Raw genomic sequence first — 24,004 nt, 5'->3', positions numbered from 1 at the left:
TCCTTGGCGAGGGAGAGTGAAGGGCGGCGCGGTTGCTACCGCCTGCCCGTCCCAATGCCGCCGGATGGCAGGGGCGTGGGCCGCATGACGCCGCCCCGGTTCCCCGAATCCCCGGGCTTCTGCTGGTTCCAGTTGCCGCCGTAGCCGCCCTGCGGCTGGCCCCACGTGCCGTTCACGTTGATTTCGGGCGCGATGATCATGGGCACCTGCTGCTGCGGCATGTCCTGGTGCCGGGGCGGCCCCTTGGATTCCATGATCCGGTCGCCGGTGTCCGGGTCGCGCCCGATGTACGACTGGTCGCCGCCGGTGCCCATGATGGTGTCGTGGCGGGGACGCTCCTGTTGCGGCGGGATGCTTCCCTCCGCGCCCGTGGAGCCGGTCACGGATTCCGCCATGAGCGTGTGGCGTTCCGCCTGCGCGGCCGCACCCTCGCGGGCGGCCGCAACACCCGGCAATACCGCTGTGGACAGTATGGCCGCTGCCAGTATACCATAGGAGAAGGCCCGTGCCAGCAAGGGTTTCATGGCGTGTTCCTCTTGCGCTTCGGGGGGTAAAAGCCTATGAAGGGCTTCCGGAAAATCCGGAGCCAGACGACCCAAGGAGCCGACGTCAATGTCTGAGGACCGTTCCAAAGCCTACACCGATGCGGGGGTGGATATCAACGCCGGCAACGCCCTCGTGTCGCGCATCAAATCCATCGTTGCCCGCACGCACACCAATGGCGTGATATCCGACATCGGCGGGTTCGGCGGCCTGTTCAAGCCGGACCTTGCGGGGATGGACGAACCGGTCCTCGTCTCCTCCACCGACGGCGTGGGCACCAAGCTCAAGTGCGCCTTCCAGTTCGGCAGGCACGACACCGTGGGCATCGACCTGGTGGCCATGAGCGTCAACGACATTCTGGTGCAGGGGGCCAAGCCTCTGTTCTTCCTCGACTATTTCGCCACAGGCAAGCTGGACGTGGACGTGGCCGCCAGCGTCATCTCCGGCGTGGCCGAGGGGTGCCGCCGTTCCGGGTGCGCCCTGCTGGGCGGCGAGACCGCCGAAATGCCCGAAATGTACGCCCCCGGCGAATACGACCTGGCCGGATTCTGCGTGGGCCTCGTGGACAATACGCGCATCGTGGACGGCTCGTCCATCCGCGTGGGCGACGCCATCATCGGCATCGCCTCCACCGGCCTGCACTCCAACGGCTACAGCCTGGCCCGCAAGGTGCTGGCCCAGAGCGGCCTGGGCGGCGACGACCCGCTGCCCGGCTCGGACCGCACCGTGGCCGACGTGCTGCTGGAACCCACCGCCATCTACGTGGACATCGTGCGCTCGGTGATGCGCGACTTCGACATCAAGGGCATGGTGCACGTAACCGGCGGCGGCTTCTACGACAACATTCCCCGCGTGCTGCCCGCCACCGTGGAGGCGCATATCGATTTCGGCTCGTGGACCGTGCCGCCGGTGTTCAACTGGCTGCTGGCCCAGGGCAACCTGACTTGGCCGGAAATGTTGCAGATATTCAACTGCGGCATCGGCTACATCATGATCGTCTCGCCCGACGTGTGCGACGAGGTGCTGGGCCGGGTCAACGCCATGCACGCCCAGGCCTGGCGCATCGGCGCCATCGGCCGCCGCCGCGACAAGACGGCGGAGCAGGTGCAGGTGGCCTTCTAGGCACTGTTTCCAGATTGTCCTTTCGTCGGGGCCGTTCCTTCGGGAGCGGCCCCGTTCTTTTTCACCGGGGCAGGACGGAGATGTCCCACGGAATGAAGAACGGGCCGGAACCTCGTGGTTCCGGCCCGTTGTGCTGTCATGGTGCTGTCATGGTGCAGTCATATCCCTGTCTGGCAGCGGCGCGAGTTGCATCAATCCTCGCAGCCGCAGGCCTGATCGTCGTCGTCAGGTACGCCGTCGTGCGGTCCCGGTTCCAGGTGCCCTTGGGGCAGGCCTTCGTCCGCGTCGTCGGGCTCGGTGTCTTCCACGCCGCTCAGGTCTTCGGTCGTCGCGTTCCTGTCCCCGTCGGGCTCGGCCTCGGGCGCGTCGCGCAGCAGGTCGGCCAGGGGCGTCGGCCGCCACTCGCCGGGCATGGGAACGCCCCGCTCCGTCAACTCCGCCCGGTCGCCCAGGTATGGGTTGAAGTAGCCGAAGCCCAGCCACGGACATTCCCGGCGCAGCCGCTTGCGGAAGTTGACGAGGCCCATGCTGGGGCCGAATTCCACGCCCTTCAGCAGTTCCAGGTACATTTCCGGGTCGATGTTCAGGTTGCGCAACTGGATGAAGCTGACCCCGCAGGTGCGGATCATGTCCAGCAGGGCTTCCAGTTCCGGCTCGGTGTCGGTGACGCCGGGAAAATACAGCAGGTTCAGCGAGACGAACACCCCGCCCCGCCGCGCCGTGGCGATGCTGTCGCGCACGTCGGCCAGGGTGTAGCCGTGCGGGCGGTAGTAGCGGGTGTACGGCTCTTCGCGGGCGCTGTTCAGGCTGACCCGCAGCGAGGTCAGGCCCGCCTTGGCGATGCGCTCCACCGCCCCCGGCAGCGAGGCGTTGGAGTTCAGGTTCACCGTGCCGCGCCCGCCCTCGGCGCGGAACAGGCGCACCGCCTCCTCGATCAGCGGGGCCTCGGTCAGCGGTTCGCCCTCGCAGCCCTGCCCGAAGGAAAAGACCGGCTCGCGGACCTCGTTGCGGGCGTGGTGGCGCATCACCTCCACGATTTCCGGGGCCGTGGGGGTGAAGGCCATGCGGTTCTGCGGCGTGGCGCAGATGCGCGACCCGGCCTCCTGCTGCGAGATGCACCCCACGCAGCGGGCGTTGCACGCGCGCGATACGGGCAGCGGGGCCTCGTAGCGGCCAAGGCACAGGTTGCGCGCGGCCGGGCAGGAATAGGTCAGGGCGCACTTGGCGGTCAGGTGCTGCATCAGCCGGTTGTCCGGGTAGCGGCGCATCAGTTCGCGGGCGGTCTGTTCCACCTTCTTGCGGTGGATGCCCCGGAACACCTGGCGGTTGGATTCGTCCACCCGCCGCGCGCACACGTAGAAGCGGCCATTGGCGAAGCCCACGGCCCCGTAGGCGAACAGGGGCAGGGTGGGGGCGTCCGGTTCGCTGACGTAGGCGGGGTGGGCGGTCAGGGTGTGCGCGGGCGCGGCGAACGCGGCCACCGCCAGTTCGTCCATGCCGACGGCCTCGCCCGTTTCCGGGTCCAGCCCCACGGCCCGGCGGCCGGGCAGCAGGAACAGTTCGCTCTCGTCGGGCAGGGGCATCAGTTCGTCGGGGCGGGGCAGGGCGAATTCGTGCCCGCGCCGACAGACCATCAGCAGGTCCGGGTGGTCGTAGATTTCGCCGTTCTCGTCGGCCACGACGAGGTAGGGGCGGATATTGGATGAGGCCATGTGGTGCCCTTTGTTCTCATGTATTGTGGTGCAGCGTGGGATGTGCTAGGTGCCGGATGGTTACTGCAAGCGGGGTTCCCCGGCAAGTGCATATCCGGCCCGCTGGCCGGTGGCCGGGGAAATGCCGCCTTTTTTTTCCGGGAGAGAAAAGAAACCATGTTCGACAACGCCACCATGTTCATGATGTTCATCCTGCTGTGCTTCGCGGGATTGCTGGTGATGTTCTACTTCGTGCTGCGCGGCATGGACGAGCTTGCGCGCGGCATGCGCGACGAGCACGCCGCACTGGCCTCGGGCCTGCGCACGCTGGAGGCGCGGGTGAACGAACTGGCCCGCGCCCAGCGCGCGGCCGCCGCCGGACTGCCCGCCACCCCCGGCGCGGATGCCGGGGCCGACGTATTCGACGAACCGGCCGGGCAGTACCACGTGCAGTACGGCACCGGACCCGACGCCCGCACCGATGTGGGCTACGGCGCGGGATATGGCAAGGACGCCGACCCGCTGTACGGACTGGTGCAGGAGGACGGCGATTCCACCCTGCCGGGCGGCTTGGCCATGGACTTCGAGGAGCCCGTGGAACTGGTGGACCGTAGCCAGGCCGGCGTGCCCGGCTTCAGGCAAGACGGCGTGCCCGGCTTCGGACAGGACGGGGTATCCGGTTTCGGGCAGGACGGCGGGTACGCCACGGCGCAGCCCCACGCCGCCCCGCGCGAGGCCGTCATGCACGAGGTGGAACTGCCCAGTCTCGACCTGGGTGGACCGGCATCGGGCGCACCGCGCGGCAGGGGGGCCGGGCTGGACACTTCGGGGCTGGATACCTCCGCCTTCGGCGGGCCGTCCCGCGAACCCGACGACAACCGCGAGACGCAGCCGGACGGAGCCGCCGGGCCGGACCTGCTTTCCTTCGGCGACGACCGCTCCGACCGGTCAGACCGCTCCCACCGGTCAGACTGGGCCGCCCACCGCGAAGCCCACGAACGAGGGGGTGACGCCCGCGAACGGGGGGCTGACGACCGCGCCGGGCGTGGTCTGCCGGACCTCAAGCTGGACGACTAGGACTCGCTGCGCCATATCCGGTGCGCCAGACCCGTTGCGACGAATCGGCTGCGCAAGGGCGGAGGACGCATGGACATCGTCTACATACTGCTGGCCTGCTGCGTGGCAGCGGTGCTGCTGTACGCCAGGCTGCGCGGCGGCGCGGGCGCCCCGCGCCTGGCCGAGGCGGCCCTGGAGCGCGACATCCAACTCATGGAACTGCGCCTTGCCAACCTGACCGAGGAGTTCGGCAACCTGCAATCCCGCGTGGCCGCCATGCGCGGCCGCCTGCACGCTCATGCCGAGCACGAGGCCGACCGCGCCCGGCAACTGCGCGACGCCGTCACGCAGACCGCCACGGAACTGCGCGAGAGCCTGACCGACCGGCTGATGCGCAAGGGGCTGGTGGACGCCGACCAGGTTGCCAAGGCCGAAGCCTACCGCCGCAATACCGGCAATCCCCTGCCGCCGGAAGAGGTGTTGGCCCTGCTGGGCTTCATCCCGCCCGACGTGCTGCGCGCGGAGCGCGACGAGCACAGGCGGCAGGCCAAGGGGGGCGCGGTGCCGGAAGAGGTTCCCGCCCCGGCGGAAGGCGGCGAGGGCGCGGCCTGAACCGCGTCCTGTCAGTTCTGCCAGTTCTGTCAGTCCTGCCTGTTTTGCCCGTCTGGTCTTCTTGCCTGCCTCGCCTGCCTGCCCTGCCTGACCCGTTTGACCCGAATGTCCGGAGCGTACACGCCCGGTGCGCCGCGCGGCCGCCGGGCGGTTTCGCGTTCAGCGCGAGGCGGCCAGATACGCCTCGCGCAGCAGGGGCGAGGGCATCTGCTCGGCCAGCAGCAGGTAGATCAGGCGCAGGTGGTTGCGGCGGATGTCTCCGGCCTGGGCGAGGCGCTCGGCCACGACGCCGTCCGGCAGGCCGCGCAGCCGGGCGGTGAAGTCGCGCGCCCGGTGGCGCGCCCGGTGGGCCCCGTCCACCTTGGCCAGCCCGCTGGCGGCAATGCGCGCGCACTGGGCGGGATCGGCCAGTGCCGCACCGGTCACCTTCAGCAGGCTGTCGATGTCGTCCGGCTCGTACAGCAAGAGGTCGCGCCCGTCCTCGAACAGGTCGGTCAGCCCGTGGCCGGTGCGCGGGGTGACCAGGCATCCGCCGCAGCCAAGAGCCTCGAACACCCGGAAGTTCAGGTCGCCGTGCTCGCAATAGTTCAGGAGCAGCCGTGCGCGCGGGTACAGCGCCCGGTAGTCGCCCCGCGTCACGTGCAGGCCGGGCAGGCGTTCGCCCAGCCGTTGCAGGAAGGCGTGGCGCGCCGGGGTGCGCGCCGCGTCCACCGTGCCCACGAACAGCAGGTCCCATTCCGGCGCGGGGGGGCGGGGCAGGTCCGCGTCCTTGGCGAAGGCGGGCGTCCACCAGATGCGTTCGTCCGACAGGCGCCGGTCGGCCACCAGCGGGATGTGGTCGCGCAGGCTCATCAGGCACACGTCGAAGGCCTGGGCGTACAGCGGGTACCAGCTGTGGATGTGCGAATCCACGCAGTAGAATACCGTCAGGCACGGGAACGATTCCATGCCCAGCACGAAGGGGGGGCGGCTCTTGTCCGCCACCACCACCACGTCGGGTTCCCAGCCCGCCGCGCGCATCAGATCGTCCCAGCCGAACACGGCCACCTGCTGGAAGTCCATGGCGTGCACCTGCCAGCCCTCGTCGCGCAGGGCCTGCGAAAAGAACGGGCTGCCGATCCAGAGCAGCTTGCGCAAGGGCCTTTGGTGTTCGCCAGTCATGGCCGGGGTATACCGTGCCGTGGCGGCGGGCGCAACGCGGGCCTGATCCGGGCCTGATCCGGGAATGACCCCGGCGGACGGGGTGACCCGGCGGCAGCCCCTGCAGCCGCGCCGCCTTTCCCCCTTGCCAGCGGCCGCGCGAACGGATAGTGCTGAGCCGTCGTGTTGTCGGCGTCACCGGCCCCTTCCCGCTGAGTCAGCAGCGGGGACCATCATGTCCATCCTTACCCGGAACACCGCGCTCGCGGGCGTTCTCGACACCCACCTCGCGGCCCTGGCCGCGGACGAGGGCCTTGCGCCCCAGACCATCCGCGACGGTATCGAACGCGGCACCATGGTGCTGCTGGGCAACCCGTCGCACCCTTCGTTGCGCCCGCTGCTTGTCGGCCAGCCTTCCCGCGTGAAGGTCAACGCCAACATCGGCACCTCGCCCCTGTGCAACAATCCCGACCGTGAAATAGAAAAGCTGGCCGCCGCCCTGGCCGCCGGGGCCGACACCGTGATGGACCTTTCCATCGCGGGCGACCTGCTGGCCATCCGCAAGGGCATGCTGGCCGCCTGCCCGCTGCCGCTGGGCACCGTGCCGCTGTACTCCGTGGCCCAGAAGTACCTGGACAAGGGCAAGGACCCGGCGGGCATGGACCCGGAAGAACTGTTCGCCGAAATCGAGATGCAGGCCGAACAGGGCGTGGACTTCATGACCGTGCACTGCGGCCTGACCCGGCGCGGCGCCCAATGGGCCACCGAGGGCGGCCGGGTGCTGGGCATCGTCTCGCGCGGCGGTTCCATCCTGGCCCGCTGGATGCGCAGGAACGGCAAGGAGAACCCCCTGCTGGAGCAGTACGGCCGCATCCTTGAGATAGCCCGCAAACACAACGTCACCCTGTCGCTGGGCGACGGCCTGCGCCCCGGCGCCGGGGCCGACGCGGGCGACGCCGCCCAGTGGGAAGAGGTGATGATGCTGGGGCGTCTCGCCAAGGCGGGCCTGGCCGAGGGCGTGCAGTGCATGATCGAGGGCCCCGGCCACGTGCCCATGCACGAGGTGGAGGCGCAGATCGTCGGCATCAAGAAGCTGACCAACAATGCCCCGCTGTACGTGCTCGGGCCGCTGACCATCGACAGCTCGCCGGGCTACGACCACATCGCGGGGGCCATCGGCGGGGCCATCGGCGTGCGCGCCGGGGTGGACTTTCTGTGCTACCTCACCCCCGCCGAACACCTTACCCTGCCCACCATCGAGGACGTGAAGGCCGGGGTCATGGCCTCGCGCATCGCCGCGCAGGCGGGCGAGGTGGCCCTTGGCCGCCGCCACGCGCTGGAGCGCGAGGCGGGCATGTCCCAGGCCCGCATGGCCCTGGACTGGGAAGGGATGAAGCGCCGCGCCCTCGACCCGGAAATGGTGGACGCCCGCCGTGGCGAGCACCGCAACGAAGAGGAATGCGCCATGTGCGGCAAGTTCTGCGCGGTGAAGATGCTGCGCGACGACCCGCAGGGCGCGCTGTAGCGCCGCGCGCCGGTACCGCCCGGCCTGCACTGACAGCCTGGGCCGGGCGGCCACAGCCGGAATCCGGAAACGGGGGGGATGCCCGCATCCTTCCCGTTTTCTTCCGGCGGATGCGGCAGGGGAGGCGGGAGGGAAGGGAAAAGGACCGGTCCGCTACGCCCCGCCGGGAAGCGCTCGCGCCTTGTCCTGTGCCCCGTTGTGCGCCGCGTCCGGAGTCCGGGCGGCGTCTTCGGTCCACCCGGCCACCACTTCCAGGCACCGGGCGGCGCTCACCGGCCGGCTGAACAGGTACCCCTGGAAGACCTGGCAGCCCAGTTCCGCGAAGCGCTCGAACTGCTCGCGCTGCTCCACCCCTTCCACCACGGTGGTGATGTCCAGGCTGCGGGCCAGGTCCACGATGCTGCGCACGATGTGTTCGTTGACGTCGCCGTGGCTGGCCTCGGTGAGCGATCGGTCGATCTTCACCGTGTCCACCGGGAAGTGGCGCAGGTAGCGCAGCGAGGCGTGCCCCATGCCGAAGTCGTCGATGGCCACGCGCACTCCCTTCGCGCGCAGGCGGCGCAGGGCCGCCACGGTGCGCGCGTCGGGCAGCAGCACGGTGGATTCGGTCAGTTCCAGTTCCAGCAGGTGGGGGGCAAGGCCCGTGCGCGCCAGCACGGACAGCACGTCGTGGTCGAGGCGCGGGTTCTGCAACTGGCGGGGGGCGACGTTGACCGACATGACGAAGTCGTCGGGCACCTGGCCGGCCCAGGCCATGCGCCGGGCGCAGGCGCGGTGCAACCCGAACATCCCCAGCCGGTCGATGATGCCCGTGTCTTCCGCCAGGGCCACGGCGATGGGCGGCGCGATGCGCCCGTAGGCCGGATGGCGCCAGCGCAGCAGGGCCTCGGCCCCGTACGGGCGGCCGTCCACCCCGATCTGGGGCTGGTATTCCAGGAACAGTTCGCCGTCGCGGGCCAGGGCGGCGGCCAGGTCGTTGGCCAGCGACGCGGCGATGCGCCCCTGCTCGCCGGGCCGGTCAAGGCACTTGCGCCCGCCCGGCCCCACCTCGCTGCCGTTGGCCGTTCGCAGCAGTTCGGCCAGGATGCGTCTGCCGTGCCGTTCGCGCAGTTCGTCGGACAGGCGGACGAAGGGCAGGTACAGGGCCACGCCCAGACCCAGGTTGAACACCTGCATCAGCGAACCGGCCACGGAGCCCGTGGCCGCGTATCCGTTCAGCAGGGGCGGGGTGGTCCAGACGACGTCGGGCAGGGTGTACGGCACCAGATGCAGCAGGGTGGCCGCATGGGCGGTCACGGTCTGCGCCAGCGGCACCAGCAGGAAGGGGACCAGGTACACCGGGTTCATGACCATGGGGATGCCGAACAGCAACGGCTCGTTGACGTTGCACAGCGCGGGCAGCAGGGCCATCAGGGCCAGCCTGCGGGTGCCGCTGTCGCGCCCGGCGTACAGGATGGCCGCGATGAGGCACAGCGTGCCGCCGGAGCCGCCCATGCGCGTGAACACGTCGAAGAAGGTCTTGGTCAGCACGAAGGGCGGGGCCTGTCCGGCTGCCAGGGCGACGGCATTGGCCGCCCCGGCCGGGGCGAAGATGGACTCCTCGATGGGAAAGAGCAGGTTGGGCCCGTGCGCCCCGAAGAACCACAGCCCCTGCGACAGCCCCACGTAGGCGAGCCCCAGGCCGAGATCGTTGCCCGCCCCCAGGAACGCCCGGGCCATGGCGGCGCTGGCGGCGGCGTGCAGGTCGGTGATGCCGGCGGCCACCAGGGCCGCGCGCAGCAAGCCGAAGGCCACGATGGTCAGCATGCCCGCCGGCATGACGGTGAGGATGTCGCGCACCACCGGGTCGTGCCCCACGGCCTCCAGCGGCAGTTGCAGCGCCTTGACGTCCGCCAGGCGCAGGAACAGCCACGCCCCGCCCATGGAGACGGCGAAGGCCAGCAGCAGTCCCTTGCCCAGGGAAAACATGTCGCGCCACGGCATGGTGTCCGCCGGTGCGGTGACCACGAAGAAGCAGGCCAGCACGACGACCGCGGCCATGATGGGGCTGACGAACTGGCCGCCGCGCCGCTGGTTGTAGACCATGGCCATGGTGCCGCTGAAGGCGCACAGCACGGCCAGCGCGGCGATGCCGAACGAGCCGGAGAACAGGGCGTCGCACACCGTGATCCATCCGGGGCCGAACAGGGCGTCCAGCCCGTCGCGCAGCAGGGGCAGGGGGGCGTGGCGCACCATCAGCGCGAAGGCCCCCACCATGATCAGCGGCAGCACCAGCGCCAGCCCGCGCTGCACCGCGATGACCACGGGCAGGTCGGCCACGCGCTCGGTGACGTCGGCAAAGGCCGCCGCCAGCGAACGCCACGGGGAGGGAGCGGCGGCCGCCGCGCCTTCCGTGGTCCGCTCCCCGGACCTGGTCCGGGATGCGGTTTCTTCGGCGGTGCCCGCCTTCATGGTGTCTCCTTGGTGGTGCGGCGCCCCTCGTTATGCCTTGGGCGCGTTCACCACGTTGGCGGGCGAACCGGCCAGGAAGGCGCGGATGTTCTCCGCCGTGACGCGCATCAGGGTCTGGCGCGCGGTCAGGGTGGCCCAGGCGAGATGCGGCGTGATCAGGCAGTTCTTGGCCGTCAGCAGCGGGTTGTCCGGCCGGATGGGTTCCACCGCCACCACGTCCACGCCAAGGCCGCCCAGGTGGTTGTCGTTGAGGGCGGCGGCCACGGCGGCTTCGTCCAGCAGGGGGCCGCGCGCGGTGTTGATGAGGATGGCGCCCTTCTTCATGGAGGCCAGGCGCACCCGGTTGACCATGCCGCGCGTGGCCTCGGTGAGTGGGCAGTGCAGGGTGACCACGTCGGACCGGGCGAACAGTTCGTCGAGGGACACGTACGAGAAGGGCTGGTAGTCCGGCATGGTGCGGGTGTTGGGCGAATAGGCCAGCACCTTCATGCCGAAGGCGTTGGCGATGTGCCCCACGCGCTTGCCCATGTTGCCGAAGCCCACGATGCCCATGGTCTTGCCGGTCAGTTCGATCTGCGTGGTTTCCCAGAAGCACCAGTCCTTGTTGGCGCTCCAGTTGCCCACCTTCACGCTGGCGTCGTGCCGGGCGATGCGGCGGCACAACTCGAGCAGAAAGGCGAACACGTGCTGGGCCACGGCGTCGGTGCCGTAGCCGGGCACGTTGCACACCGGAATGGAGCGTGCGGCGGCGGCGCGGATGTCCACCACGTCGTACCCGGTGGCCAGCACCCCGATGTAGGCAAGGTCGGGCAGCGCCGCAATGGTGCCGGCATCCAGCGGCGTCTTGTTGGTCAACACCATGTGCGCGCCGGCGGCGCGTTCCAGTATCGCCTCGCTCGGGGTGCGGTCGTGCACCGTCAGGTCGCCGAGCGCGGCCACGGCATCCCACGGGTTGTCGCCGGGGTTCAGGGTATAGCCGTCCAGAACGACGATACGCATGGTTGTGCTCCGAAAAAGTTTTTCTGTTGCCACGTGGCGTTGGGTCCAGTAAACGGGGACTTACCCTTTGGAATTCTACGTGAGAGCGCCGCCGGGGTAAAGCCCGCCGCCGCAAGCCGGGGGATCAGACACATACGGGACCGGAAACCATGGGCAAGGCGCATGCCGGGATGACGTACCAGCCGCTCCGCGTGGCCGTGGCCTGCACGGTTCTTCTGCTGTCGCTCGCCTGCCGGGCCGCCGTCGCCTCCCCTTCCCCCGTCCCGTCCGCCGCTCCACCGGGAAATGTTACCGGTTCCGCCCCGTTCGCCAGTCTTGCCAGCCCCGCCAGTCTCACCGGTCTCGCCAGTTCCGCCAGCCCCGCCGGTTCCGACACGGACGCGGCCGCCCCGCTTTCCCCCGTCTTCCGTACCCTTCCGTCCCCCGGCGCCCCGGTGCGCCTCGGCATGTCCGCCCCGTTCACCGGCTCCGGCGCCACGCTGGGGCGCGAGTTCCATCGCGGCGCGGCCAGTTGTTTCGCGCGGGTCAACGCGGGCGGCGGGGTGCACGGCAGGCGGGTGGAAATCGTGGCCCTGGACGACGGCTACGACCCCGAGCGCACCGTGTGGAACGTCATCAGGCTCATCGAGGAGGAGCGGGTCTTCGCGCTGTTCGGCCTGGTGGGCACGCCCACGGTCACGCGGGTGCTGCCGCTGCTGGGAGGCCACCCCGAGCGCGCCGTGCCGCTGCTGTTTCCCTTCACCGGGGCGCGCCCCCTGTCCCTGCCCCGCCACGAAGGGCTGGTGTTCCGCCTGCGCGCCTCGTACGACGCCGAATTCTCCGAACTGGTGGAACGCCTGAGCGGCGCGGGGTGCACCCGCGTCGCCGTGTGCTACCAGGCCGACGCGTACGGCCGCGAGGGCTGGGCCGACCTGCGCGACGCGCTGGCCCGCCGCCGTCTGTCCCTGGCGGCCGAGGCATCCTATCCGCGTGGCGCGGGCCGCGACGCGGACTTCACCGAACAGGCGGGGCTGATCCTGCAGGGCATGCCCGACGCCGTGGTCTGCGTGGGCACGGACGCGGCCTGCGCGGCCTTCATCCGGGACCTGCGCGACCTCGTGGCCTCGCAGGCCACAGGCCGGGCTTCCGGTCCGGTTTCCGGCCAGCCGGACCGGCCCGCCATTCCCGTGGCCATGCCCTCGTTCGTGGACAGCCGCCATCTGGTGCGGCTGCTGGCCGAAATGGGGCGCGCCGCGCAACGCGACTACACCCGCGACCTGGTGCTGGCCGAGGTGGTGCCCCCGTGGAACGCCGATCTGCCCGCCGCCGCGGACTATCGCCGCGATTTCGCGGAAATGGCCGATGCGCCCGAGGTGTTGTCCGCGCCGGGCGGCGGCGAACCGTCCTTCCAGATCGGCGTGACCGGCACGACTGGCGCGACTGGCGCGACTGGCACGACCGGCACACCGGGGGAGCAGGCGGCGCAGGCCCCGAGTCCCGGCGAGATCAGCTTCGAGGGGTATCTGGCGGCCCGGCTGGTGGTGCGGGCGCTGGAGCGCATGGGGCCGGACCCGTCGCCTGCCGAACTGCGGGCGGCGTTGGCCGGGCTTGACGGGCACGACCTGGGCATCGGCCTGCCGTACCGCTGCACCCCTACGCAGCAGGGGGTGGGGCTGGTGCGCTTCACCACCGTGCACGGCGGCGTGCCCGTAGACCTGCCCGACTTTTCGGAGTGGCGGCGATGAGGCGCTCGCGCCTGTTCGGGCGCACCCTGCGGGGGCTCATCGTGCTGTTCGGGGTGTACGCCGCCGTCACGTCCATCTATTCCGGCTGGACCCTGCACACCCTGCTGATCCGCGAATACGAAAGCAAGGCCCTGGCCATCGCCCGCGCCATCGCCGGGGCGGACCTGGAAAGCCTGATCGGGCGCGACGTGATCACCGTGCAGTCGCGCATCGACCAGTTCCTGGGCATCGACGGGGTGTCCTACGTGCTGGTGGTGGACGGCCGGGGCGAGACCGTGGCGCACACCTTCGTGCCCGTGGTGCCCGAGCCGGTGCGCGAACTGGCGGCATCGCTGGCGGGCGCGCGCATGAACGAGGTCACCGTGCTGCGCGACCAGCTGTATCTGGATGAACCGGCAGGCAGGGCCGGGCACGAGGTGATGCACGTGACCATGCCGGTCTTTTCCGGCGTGGGCGGCTTCGTGCACATCGGCATGGACCGGGGGCGCATCAGCGAGTACATCGACGGCGCCATCCTGCGCCAGCAGGGGCTGGGGCTGGCCTTTTTCGCCGCCTGCGCGGTGGGGGCCTGGGTGCTGCTGCATTCCATCTCGCGGCCGCTCATGCGCCTGACCGACCAGGCCCGCCGGGTGGCCGCGCACGACTTTTCCGCCCCGCCCGACCTGCCCGCCCTGAAGGCCGACGACGAGATCGGCGACCTTTCCCGCGCCATGGACACCATGTCCCGCGACCTGGCCGGACTGGTGGAAGGACTGGAGGATTCGGTGCGCCAGGCCACGGCGGAACTGGGCGGCGCGCTGGAACAGCTTTCCACCATCGTGGCGGGCATGGCCGACGGCCTGCTGGTCACGGACCCGCAAGGCCTGGTGCTGCGCAGCAACGCGGCCCTGTGCGAGATGTTCGGCCTCGACGCCGACCCCGACGGCAAGCCGGTGCGCGAGGTGTTCGGGTTCGTGGCGCCGGACGCGCCCTCTCCGCCCATCCATGAATTCGCCTTCGAGACCGAGGACGGCGAGGACGTGGAGCCCGAACCGGAGGTGCACGACAACGCGGCGTTGCTGGCCTTTCTGGCCGGAGCGGACGTGCCGGGCCAGCCCATGCCCGGGGTGTCCTGTCCGTTGCCCGCTCCCGTCGCGCCGCCCGCCGCCGTGTTTCCGGAGGGCGCATGCGCGTCCGGGCCGGGCATGGCCATGCGCTCGGGCGAGGTGGCCGCCGTGCGGCGCGACGGCACCCCATGCTGGGTGGAACTTTCGCTGGTGCGGCGGCGGGTGCTGGGCACCACTTACGTGATCTGCCTGGTGCGCGACGTGACCGAGCGCCGGCGCGCCCAGGAGGCCCTGCACCGCGCCCACGGCCTGCTGGAACGCAAGGTGCGCGAACGCACCCGCGAACTGAGCCGCGCCAATGCCCAGCTGATGCTGGAAAACGCCGAGCGCCGCACCGTGGAGCAGGCCCTGCGCCGGGCCGAGTCGCGCTTCCGGGGCATCTTCGAGCAGGCCCTGGAAGGCATCTTCCAGAGCACGCCGGAAGGGCGCTTCCTCAGCGCGAACCCGGCCATGGCCCGCATCCTGGGCTACGACGGGGTGCAGGACCTGTTGGAAAGCGTGGAATCCATCGGAGACGGGATGTACGTGGACCCGGCCCGCCGTGACGAGTTCGTGGCCCGCATGGAGGAGCACGGGCAGGTCACCGCCTTCGAGTTCCGCGCCCGGCGCAAGGGGGGCGAGCTCGTCTGGCTGTCGGTCAACGCCCGGCGCGTGCCGGGAGCCGACGGGGCCACCATGTACTACGAGGGCTTTCTGGAAGACGTCACCCTGGGCCACGAAAGCCGCGAACGCCTGGAACACCAGGCCTTCCACGACCCGCTCACCGGCCTGCCCAACCGCCTGCTGTTCCACGACCGCCTGCAAATGGCCCTGAAGCGCGCCGCGCGCCGCCGCAACTACACCTTCGCCATGCTGTACCTGGACCTTGACCGGTTCAAGGTCATCAACGACAGCCTGGGCCACGACGTGGGCGACGCCCTGCTGAAGGTGGTGGCCGGGAAGCTGCGCGAGTGCGTGCGCGACGTGGACACCGTGGCCCGCTTCGGCGGCGACGAGTTCGGCGTGCTGCTGGAGGAAACCCCCTCGCGCGGCACGGCCGTGCGCGTGGCCCGGCGCATCCGGGCGCACCTGGCCGAGCCGGTGCGCATCGGCCAGCACGAGGTGTTCACCACGGCCAGCATCGGCATCGTGCTGCGCACCGACCAGTACGCCACGCCCGAGGAACTGGTGCGCGACGCGGACACCGCCATGTACCGCGCGAAAGAGCAGGGCCAGTCGCGCTTCAAGGTGTTCAACAAGCGCATGCGCGAAGAGGCGTTGCGCCTTCTGACCATAGAGACCGACCTGCGCCGCGCCGTGGAACGGCAGGAAATGCGCCTGCACTACCAGCCCGTGGTGGCGCTGGAGGACGGCGGCCTGCACGGAGTGGAAGCGCTGCTGCGCTGGACGCGCACCGAAGGGGGCGACATCTCGCCCGCCGAGTTCGTGCCCGTGGCCGAGGACACCGGGCTGATCACCTCCATCGGGGCCTTCGCGCTGGAAGAGGTGTGCGCGCAACTGCGCCGCTGGTGCGCCGCGGGCCTGCCCCCGCCGGGGGTGGTGCACGTGAACATTTCCGGCCGCCAGTTCATGCAGCCGGGCCTGCCCCACGCCGTGGAAACCCTGCTGGAGCGCACCGGCACCGACCCGCGCACGCTGCGCTTCGAGGTGACCGAAAGCGTGCTGATGCGCCACGGCAGCCAGGCCATCACGGTCATGGCCCAACTGCGCGAACTGGGCATCCGGCTGTGCCTGGACGACTTCGGCACCGGCTATTCCTCGCTGGGCTACCTGAAGCGGCTGCCGGTGGATTCCATCAAGATCGACCGCAGCTTCGTGGCCGGGCTGGAACACGACCGCGACGGGCAGGCCATCGTGCGATCCATCGTCTCGCTGGGGCTGCACCTGGGGCTGGAGATCGTGGCCGAAGGGGTGGAAACGCCCACCCAGGCGGAAATCCTGGCCTCGCTGGGCTGCCGGTACGCCCAGGGGTTCCTGTACGCGCCGCCGCTGCCCGCCTGTGACCTGGCCGTGATGCTGGGCGCGGCGCCGTTTCCGCCCGCCGGGGGTGGCGTTTTCGCGGGTGGTTCGCTATAGCATGACACGCTGCGCGCAGACGCGCCGTCCGCTGGAGCCCCGGCCGGGCCAACCGCCGGGGCCGCACACGGGCGGCCGCGCGCCGCTTGCCGCGCTTCACATCGTCGTACCGGAACCCCCATGCGTTTGCGCCCCCTGCTGATCATCCTGTGCATCGTGCTGCTTGCCGCCGCCGGCGGCTATGCGGCGTTGCGCAGGCTGGTGGATTCGGAGGCGGCGGCGCGCCAGCTGGGCGAGACGCTCACCGCGCTTACCGGGCACGAAAGCCGGGTGCAGGGCGGGGTGCGGGTGGTCTTCGACCCCGACCCCACGGTGGTGGCCCGCGACGTGGTCATGGACCAGGCCGCCCCCTTCGCCGGGCAGGAACCGCTGTTGCGGGTGGGCGAGGCGCGGTTCAACCTGCGTCTGGCGCCCCTGTTTTCCGGGCGGGTGGAGGTGCGCGGGGTGGAGGTGGACCGGCCGCGCCTGGTGCTGCTGACCGACGGCGAGGGGCGCAACGGCTGGGATGGCCTGCTGGGCCGCCTGACCGCTGACGGGACGGCCGCGCAGGACGCTTCTCAGGAGGGAGATGACTCCCCCGCCGATGCCGTACCGTCGCCCGCTCCCGCGCCCGCCGAAAACGGGCCGCGCATCGAATCACCGCCCCTCCCGGCTTCGACGCCCTGGTTTTCTCCGCAGGTGGTGCTGACGGGCACCGCGTCGCTGCGCATCGACGATGCCGACCTGGAATGGCGCAACACCGGCACGGGCGCCCAGGCGCGCGCGCGTGGCGTGGACGCCGCCCTGGTGGCCCGGAACGGCCGCCTGGCGGAGGCGTCGCTGCGCCACGGCAGCCTGGAATGGGTTGCCGCGCCGCAGGCGCGCCCCGCCGTGCTGCGCGACCTGGACGTGTCGTTCACCACCCCTGGGGGCGGCTGGAAGGCGCTGCGCGACCTGTTGCAGGGAGCGATGGACGTGATGCCCCACCGCGAGGTGGTCGGCACCCCGGCGGGCAACGGAACGGGATTCGGCAATGGAACGGGGCAGGGCAACGGAACCGCCCGTGCCGACGCCATGGGCCGGAAAGTCCCGCAGGGCAGGGCGGGCGTGCTGCGCATGTCCTGCGCCTACGACGTGGCGCCGGGCGTCAACGGCACCCTGGGGCTGGAGGCGGCCGTCGCCCACGCCGGTCCCGGAGAACAGACTGTCGGGCGGGTGGGTGGCACGCGCGACGCCCTGTGGAGCCTGCTGCCCGGCGAGGCCCACGGTACGGCGCGGGCGCGCGGCCACGTGCCGCTGGGCGGGCAACCCGTGCCCTTCGAGCTTTCGGTGCCGTTCGACGTGGAGCGGGGCGCGGACCCGCGCGTCACCGGCGCGCGCCTGCAACTGGAGCAGGACGCCGTGGAGGTGACCGCCAGCCTGGGCGGACTCGGCACCGGCGCGGCCACGGCGCGGGGTACGGCCGAGGTGCGGCGGCTCAGCCTGCCGCGCTGGTTCGGCTTTGCGCGCGACCTGCCCGTGGGCTTGCAGCACGCGCTGGACGCCCTTTCCGGGCATCTGGAATTTTCCCTCGACCGGCACGGGCTCCGCGTGCCCGTGCTGCGGGCCGAGGTGTTGGGCATGCCCCTGCACGGCTCGGGCGGAGTGGCCGACTTCGCCGCGCCGGTCATCGCCATCGACGTGGCCGGGGCGGACATCGACGTGAACAGGGTGATGCCCGAACTGACCGGGGCCGACCCGCGTCCGCTGGTCCATGCCGGGCCGCCCGCCGTCGAAGCGGATGCCGGGGCTGCGGGCGAATCCCACGCCGCCGCCAGGAGTGCCCCGCAGGGGACCGCCACTCCGGCGGACGAACTGCCCGACGTGGGCTACGACATCCGCGTGCGCGCGGAAAAGGCACACGGCTGGAAGTTCGACGTGGGCGGACTGGCCTTCCGTTGCTCGCCCTCGCAGGAGGGCACGCTGCTGGAGTTTACCGCCGCCTCGTTCTACGGCGGCACGGCAAAGGCCCTGCTGGACATCGTGGATGACTACCGGTTGCAGTTCACCGCAACCGACGTGGCCCTGGCGCGCCCGGCGGTCATCGTCAGCGGGCGCGAATCCGCCGCCGGGCGGCTGGCGCTGAAGGCCGCCGTGCGCGGGCAGGGCCATACCCTGGGGGCCGTGGTGGCCTCCATGCGCGGCACGCTGGACGCCCGCATCGACGACGGCTTCCTGCTGGTGTGGCGCAACGGCGCGCTGGAGCGGCAGCCGTTCAGCCGGTTCGACCTGCGGGGCGAAGCCTCCGGCCAGGGGCTGCCGGGCGGCAAAACCCCCGCCCGCCTGGCCTGGACCGGGGCCTGGCGAACCGCCATGCGCACTCCCACCGGCACAGACTGGGAGGCCACGGCCACCGGCCCGCTGCTGTTCGACACGGCCACCGGCCTGCCCGTGGCCGCCGACCGGCTGCCCGCCACGCTGCGCCTTTCCCTGCCACCGGCGTTGACCGGCCTCGACCGCACGGTGGAGGCGCGTTTTTCCGGCCCCGTCCGCTTCGACTTCGATGCGGGCTCCCTGAGTTCGGACCGGCTGGAACTGGAGGCCCTTGCCGCCAGGGGCACCATGGCCCTGAGCGCCACGGGCATGAACAAGACCGCCGCGTGGGCGGGCACGCTGTCCGCCCGCTTCCCGGACCCGCGCGCCACCCTGCGCGGGCTGGGCCTGCCCGAATGGAAGATGGGCGACAACGCGTTGCGCACGGCGGAATTGTCCACAGCCTTCCGGCAGTCGGACACCACCTTCGAGCTTTCCGACGCCCGGCTGGTGCTGGACGGGCAGTCCGTATCGGGCAACGTCTCGCGCATTTCCGGACAGCGCCCCCTGTGGCGGTTCAGCCTGCACGCCGACCGCTTCGACGCGGACCGCTACTTCGCGCCCCGGCCGCCGGACCCCGCGCCCGGCGAGCCGGAACCCCGGCCGTCCAACGACCCGCTGCACTACGCGTGGCTGCGCGCGTTCGATGCGGACGGGCGCGTGTCGGTGGGCAGCGGCACGTTCAAGCAACTGCGCTTCGACGGGTTCACCGCGCCCATCCTGCTGCGCGGCGGGCAACTGGAAGTGGGGCCCATCGCCTCCGGCTTCTACGGCGGCACGCTGGGCGGCAGCATCCGCGCCACGGCGGGCGACGCCCTGGCCACGCGCCTGGTGCTGGACGCGCGCGACTTCGAACTGGAACCGGTGGGGCTGCGCTTCGCGGGCAAGGACTACGTGGGCGGCAAGGCCATGCTGGTGCTGGACGTGCAGGGCCCCCTGCGCACCGAACTGGACATGCCCGCCGCCCTTTCCGGCACCTGGGCCTTCGAGGTGCGCGACGGCTTCTACAGCACGCGCGGCAAGTCGAGCACGCCGGAACAATCCAAGACCCCGTTTTCCGAGGCGCGGGCCAGCGGCTACATGCGCACCGGGGTGCTGCACAACGAGGACTTCACCCTGAACAGCCTGCTGCTGACCATGGCGGGCCGGGGCTGGGTGGACCTGGCGAAAAAGCGCATCGACTACACCACCGACGTTTCGCTGGTGCGCGTGCCCACCTTCCCCATCCGCTTCCACGGCGACCTGCGCAAGCCGGAAACCAGCGTGCGGCAGACGGGCATCGTCACCGGCACCCTGGGCAACCTGGGCAGTACGGTGTTCGATCTGCTGGGCGGGATCATCGGTATGCCGCTGCGCGTGCTGGAAGGCTTGCAGGACGCGGCGCGCGGCAACGGCAACGGCACGGCGGGCAACGGCCAGTAGTTCGGACAATAGTCCGACGGATAGTCAGGTCCACGGCCTGGCAGTCGGGCCGGGCGCGTCCTGACGCGTCCCGGCGCATTCCGGCGTGTCCCGGCACCTCCCGGCGGCCCGCCCGAAGGCCCCGTTCCCTCATGATTCCCTTCCCTTTCGCCTTCGCGTCCCTCCCTGCCTCGGCCTGTCCGGGGTGCACACGTGCAAACGGTGGTTGCGTGTTTTTGCGGTGTGTGCAACTTTATGCACAGAAAGGGCAGCTATACGGCCGTTTGTGCAATGCACTTTCCGTAACATCATGAAATCATGGCGTGCACACGTTGGCACGGCGTTTTCATGCGTGCGCCCACGCCCGGTTTCTTGTGCAGCCGGGTGCACGCATTCCAAGGAAATTTCATGGATATAGCCGACAAGAACACCGAGCGCAGCACCCTGATCATCGCGGTGATGGCGCTGGTGACCATCGGGCTTTCGCTCATCGTCTCCACCGGGCAGACCCTGAACCGGCAGGAAGAGGCGGGCACGCAGCACCTTATCCTCACCGCTCGCTCGGTGTTGCAGGCGGTGGAAACCTCGCTGCGGCGCGGGCTGTTCATGCGGCCCAACGGGCCCGGCCTGTTCAGCCCCGGCACGGCTGAACTGTTCCGCGAACTGGAGCAGAGCGGCGACGTGCTGTTCGTGGGCATCATCGACCGGCAGGGGGGGCGGGTGCTCACCTCGCGCCCCACGCAGGAGGCGGGCGGCACGCTGGTCTTCCCCCCCGAGGCGTTGCAGGACCTGGCCCAGAAGGGCGAGTGGCACGGCCGCGCCACCTTCGGCAAGCTGAGCGCCTACGTGTACGGCAAGCGCATCCTGCCCCGCAGCCACACCCTGATGCATGACCAGGAGATGGACGGCATGGGGCAACCCCGTGCCGACGCCAGCGGCGACGGGGCGCAGCCGCACGCCTCCGGCCCCTTCGCGCAGGACGACTTTGCGCCCGACGACCCCAACCAGTTGCCCACCTTCCTGGTGGTGGGGCTGGACATGGCCAAGCACCTCGCCGTGTACCGGGGCTTCCGCCAGAACGCGCTGTTCCAGGCAGCCTACATCCTGGCGGCGGCGGTGTTCATCTGGGTGCTGACCATGAGCTTCCTGAAGCGCCGCGAGCAGGCGGGCCGCGCAGCCGTGCTGGAACGCTTCCAGGCCAGGCTGGTGGACAACCTGCCCGACGGCCTGCTGACCATCACCCAGGACAACGTGGTGCGCGCGGCCAACCCGGCCGCCCACGACATCCTGAAGGCCCGCGACGGCAGCCTGGCGGGCACGGACGTGGCCGACCTGCCGCCCGAAATCGCCGGGTGCATCGCCGGGCCGGACAGCGGGGCCACCCCCGGCTGGACCAACCGTACCGTGGACGGCGCGCACCTGGAAATCCTCACCCTGCCCATCCGTGAAAGCGACGAGGAGCACGACCGGCTGGTCATCATCCGCGACCGCACCCAGATCCGCGAACTGGAAAAGAGCCTGAGCGAGGCGGAAAAGCTGGCCGCCGTGGGCACGCTGGCGGCGGGGGTGGCGCACGAGATCCGCAATCCGCTCTCGGCGCTGCGCGGCTTCGCCCAGTATTTCGCCAAGAAGCTGGCGGGCAGGCAGCCGGACGAAAACTACGCCCAGACCATGGTGCGCGAGGCCGACCGGCTGAACCGGGTCATCACCGACCTGCTGTACCTGGCCAAGCCGCGCGCCATCGAGCCGCACCAGGTGAGCCTGGGCCAGCTGGCGGCGGAACTGGAAAGCCTGGTGCGCTTCGACGCGGGCAAGCTGGGGGTGCGCATGCGCACCAGCCTGGGGCCGGACCTGGTCATGGCCGACGAGGACGCCCTGAAGCAGGCCCTGCTGAACCTCGTCCTGAACAGCCTGGACGCCCTGTCGCAGTGCCCTCGGCCCGACGGCGAGGGCGGGCGCGAGATCCATATTTCGTCCATGGCCTCCGACGGCGGGGTGTGGGTGTTCGTGCGCGACACCGGCCCCGGCATGAGCCGCGAACAGCGGGAACAGGCCTTCGAGCCGTTCTACACCACCAAGAAGAAGGGCACCGGCCTTGGCCTTGCCCTGGTGCACAAGACCATGCGCGACCACGGCGGCCGGGCGCAGATCGATTCCGAGGTGGGGCGCGGCACCACGGTGGCGCTGTTCTTTCCGGGGGCGGGGCACGCCGCCCGGCCCGGCGGAGCAGGGGGGATGGACGCGCAGGAGGGCGGCGACCCGCTTGACCATGGTACGGACATTCCGGCGGGCGGATGCCCCGGCGCGGCGGCCTTCGACATGGCCATGTCCAGCCGGGAAGGGCGGGGCGAGGGCGACCACGGCAGCGCATCGGGACGGGACGCCCGGAACGGGGCCGGACACGATCATGCCGTCTCCAGACAATCCACGACAGACCAGTCCGCCACGGATACGGTCATCGACATAACCGAGGACAGACGATGAAGCGACTTCCGGTCATCGACGACGAACCCGGTCACCGCCTGATGGTCCGCGCCGTCATGCCGGGCGCGGGCATCCGTGCAGCCACCACCAAGGAAACGAGATGAAGCGACTTCTGGTCATCGACGACGAGCCCGGGCATCGCCTGATGGTCCGCGCCGTCATGCCAGGCGCGGGCATCCGTGCAGCCACCACCAAGGAAACGAGATGAAGCGACTTCTGGTCATCGACGACGAGCCCGGGCATCGCCTGATGGTCCGCGCCGTCATGGAGGACAGCGGCTGGAGCGTGGAAGAGGCCGGTTCCGGCGAGGAAGGCCTGGAACTGCTGGCCCAGGACCGCGTGAACGTGGTGCTGCTGGACATGCGCATGCCCGGCATGGACGGCCAGGAAACCCTGGCCCGCATCCAGGACATGTATCCCGGTCTGCCCGTGGTCATGCTGACCGCCTTCGGCACCGTGGGCTCCGCCGTGGTGGCCATGAAGAAGGGCGCCTTCGATTACCTGACCAAGCCCGCCGACAACGAGGAATTGACGGCCGTGCTGGAGAAGGCCTGGGATTTCGGCAGGCTGATGGAAGAGAACGAGAACCTGCGCCGCCGCCTGAGCGACGACGACCCCACCGCGCCCATCGTGGGGGCCAGCCAGGCCATGTGCCGGGTGCGCGACTTCATCCGGCAGGCCGGACCCAGCGAGGCCACCATCCTGATCATGGGCGAGTCCGGCACCGGCAAGGAACTGGTCGCGCAGGCCCTGCACGACGCCAGCAACCGCGCCGCCCAGCCCCTGGTGAAGGTGAACTGTGCGGCCCTGCCCGGCCACCTGCTGGAAAGCGAACTGTTCGGGTACATGAAGGGCGCGTTCACCGGGGCCGTGCGCGACAAGCCGGGGCGCTTCCAACTGGCGCGCGGCGGCACGCTGTTCCTCGACGAGATCGGGGAACTGCCGCTGGAATTGCAGTCCAAGCTGCTGCGCGCCCTGCAGGAGCGCGTGGTGGAGCCCTTGGGCGCGGTGCGCCCGGTGCCCGTGGATGTGCGCATCATCGCGGCCACCAACCGCGACCTCAAACGCGCGGTGGAGGCGGGCGAATTCCGCGAGGACCTCTTTTTCCGGCTCAACGTGCTGGAAGTGGTTTCGCCCCCCCTGCGCGACCGGCTGGAGGACTTGCCCACGCTGGCCGGGCGCCTGCTGGAGCGGCTGTGCCGCAAGAACAAGAAGGGCATCCGCAGCGTGAGCCCGGAATTTCTCGACGCGCTGATGCGCTATGCCTGGCCCGGCAACGTGCGCGAACTGGAAAACGTGCTGGAGCGGTCGCTGATTCTCAGCCGTTCGGATACGCTGGGCCCCGAATCGCTGCCCTCGCAGGTGCTGACCGACCGTCCCGAAAGGTGGCAGGACCGGATGGTCCGGCCAGAGAGGTCCGAACGGTTTGACAGGCCCGAACGGTTCGACAGGCTGGACCGTTCCGACCGGCCGGACATGGCGGGTGCGCCGCGTGCCGACGCGGGTTGGCCCGGCGAGGGCGATGCTCCCATGGCCGGGTGGTCCGGCGGCGGGGGCGTGCCGGGGGCCTACCCCGGCTCGCTGGACGACGCGGAACGCGATGCCCTGCTGCGCGCGCTGGAAGTGCACGGGGGGCATCGGGAACGCACGGCGGACGCGCTGGGCATCAGCAGGCGCACCCTGCAATACAAGCTGAAGAAGTTCGGGTTGATCCGGCGCGGCATGTAGCCCGCCAGGGAGGCG

Annotated in this window: 14 protein-coding genes; 9 read left to right on the top strand and 5 right to left on the bottom strand. The window is 70.5% G+C overall.

Annotated elements, in window-relative coordinates; translation table 11 throughout:
• Positions 1-35 precede the first annotated feature (35 nt).
• Positions 36-524 carry a hypothetical protein gene (locus V6B97_RS05660; RefSeq protein ID WP_333505526.1) on the bottom strand — a complete coding sequence of 163 codons (489 nt, stop codon included), beginning with the start codon at positions 522-524 and terminating at the stop codon, positions 36-38.
• An 88-nt stretch (positions 525-612) separates the two neighbouring features.
• Here V6B97_RS05660 and purM point away from each other — a divergent pair, with 88 nt between their 5' ends.
• Positions 613-1,665: a phosphoribosylformylglycinamidine cyclo-ligase gene (purM, locus tag V6B97_RS05655; protein WP_333505525.1), complete on the top strand. Its 1,053-nt coding sequence runs from the start codon at positions 613-615 to the stop codon at positions 1,663-1,665.
• A gap of 191 nt (positions 1,666-1,856) precedes the next feature.
• Here the strand turns inward: purM and V6B97_RS05650 are convergent, their stop codons facing one another.
• A complete protein-coding gene (locus tag V6B97_RS05650; RefSeq protein WP_333505524.1) occupies positions 1,857-3,377 on the bottom strand; it encodes a radical SAM protein in 1,521 nt (506 codons plus the stop codon).
• Between the two features lie 156 nt (positions 3,378-3,533).
• On the opposite strand from V6B97_RS05650, the gene V6B97_RS05645 reads away from it, so the two are divergent.
• Both V6B97_RS05645 and V6B97_RS05640 read left to right on the top strand, forming a co-directional pair.
• A complete protein-coding gene (locus tag V6B97_RS05645; RefSeq protein WP_333505523.1) occupies positions 3,534-4,433 on the top strand; it encodes a hypothetical protein in 900 nt (299 codons plus the stop codon).
• A 69-nt stretch (positions 4,434-4,502) separates the two neighbouring features.
• A complete protein-coding gene (locus tag V6B97_RS05640) occupies positions 4,503-5,024 on the top strand; it encodes a hypothetical protein (protein WP_333505522.1) in 522 nt (173 codons plus the stop codon).
• A 159-nt stretch (positions 5,025-5,183) separates the two neighbouring features.
• Here V6B97_RS05640 and V6B97_RS05635 read toward each other — a convergent pair whose 3' ends face one another.
• The gene (locus tag V6B97_RS05635; protein ID WP_333505521.1) at positions 5,184-6,161 is read right to left on the bottom strand and encodes a glycosyltransferase; all 978 of its coding nucleotides are present in this window, start codon (positions 6,159-6,161) and stop codon (positions 5,184-5,186) included.
• 238 nt (positions 6,162-6,399) lie between these two features.
• Between V6B97_RS05635 and thiC the strand changes: the two genes are divergently transcribed.
• A complete protein-coding gene (gene thiC, locus V6B97_RS05630) occupies positions 6,400-7,689 on the top strand; it encodes a phosphomethylpyrimidine synthase ThiC (RefSeq protein WP_333505520.1) in 1,290 nt (429 codons plus the stop codon).
• A gap of 153 nt (positions 7,690-7,842) precedes the next feature.
• On the opposite strand, the gene V6B97_RS05625 is transcribed toward thiC, so the two are convergent.
• Positions 7,843-10,140 (bottom strand): PTS sugar transporter subunit IIC/EAL domain-containing protein, encoded by a 2,298-nt coding sequence (locus tag V6B97_RS05625; protein ID WP_333505519.1) that lies wholly within the window; start codon positions 10,138-10,140, stop codon positions 7,843-7,845.
• A gap of 30 nt (positions 10,141-10,170) precedes the next feature.
• Positions 10,171-11,139 carry a D-2-hydroxyacid dehydrogenase gene (locus V6B97_RS05620; RefSeq protein WP_333505518.1) on the bottom strand — a complete coding sequence of 323 codons (969 nt, stop codon included), beginning with the start codon at positions 11,137-11,139 and terminating at the stop codon, positions 10,171-10,173.
• Between the two features lie 170 nt (positions 11,140-11,309).
• Between V6B97_RS05620 and V6B97_RS05615 the strand changes: the two genes are divergently transcribed.
• The 5 genes from V6B97_RS05615 to V6B97_RS05595 all read left to right on the top strand — a co-directional run bounded on the left by V6B97_RS05615 (position 11,310) and on the right by V6B97_RS05595 (position 23,989).
• A complete protein-coding gene (locus tag V6B97_RS05615; RefSeq protein ID WP_333505517.1) occupies positions 11,310-12,863 on the top strand; it encodes an ABC transporter substrate-binding protein in 1,554 nt (517 codons plus the stop codon).
• Positions 12,860-16,045 carry an EAL domain-containing protein gene (locus V6B97_RS05610; RefSeq protein WP_333505516.1) on the top strand — a complete coding sequence of 1,062 codons (3,186 nt, stop codon included), beginning with the start codon at positions 12,860-12,862 and terminating at the stop codon, positions 16,043-16,045. The genes V6B97_RS05615 and V6B97_RS05610 overlap by 4 nt, the downstream gene beginning before the upstream one ends.
• Before the next feature lie 120 nt (positions 16,046-16,165).
• Positions 16,166-19,798, top strand: a complete 3,633-nt coding sequence (locus tag V6B97_RS05605) for an AsmA family protein (protein WP_333505515.1) — start codon at positions 16,166-16,168, stop codon at positions 19,796-19,798.
• A gap of 387 nt (positions 19,799-20,185) precedes the next feature.
• Positions 20,186-22,261 (top strand): two-component system sensor histidine kinase NtrB, encoded by a 2,076-nt coding sequence (locus tag V6B97_RS05600; protein WP_333505514.1) that lies wholly within the window; start codon positions 20,186-20,188, stop codon positions 22,259-22,261.
• A 204-nt stretch (positions 22,262-22,465) separates the two neighbouring features.
• The gene (locus V6B97_RS05595) at positions 22,466-23,989 is read left to right on the top strand and encodes a sigma-54-dependent transcriptional regulator (RefSeq protein ID WP_333505513.1); all 1,524 of its coding nucleotides are present in this window, start codon (positions 22,466-22,468) and stop codon (positions 23,987-23,989) included.
• The last annotated feature ends 15 nt before the right edge of the window (positions 23,990-24,004 follow it).

This window comes from Nitratidesulfovibrio sp. 1201_IL3209, assembly GCF_036763125.1.
Lineage (GTDB): Bacteria > Desulfobacterota > Desulfovibrionia > Desulfovibrionales > Desulfovibrionaceae > Cupidesulfovibrio.
The sequence above is the reverse complement of the archived record's forward strand: the minus strand, read 5'-3'. Positions and strand labels throughout refer to the sequence as shown.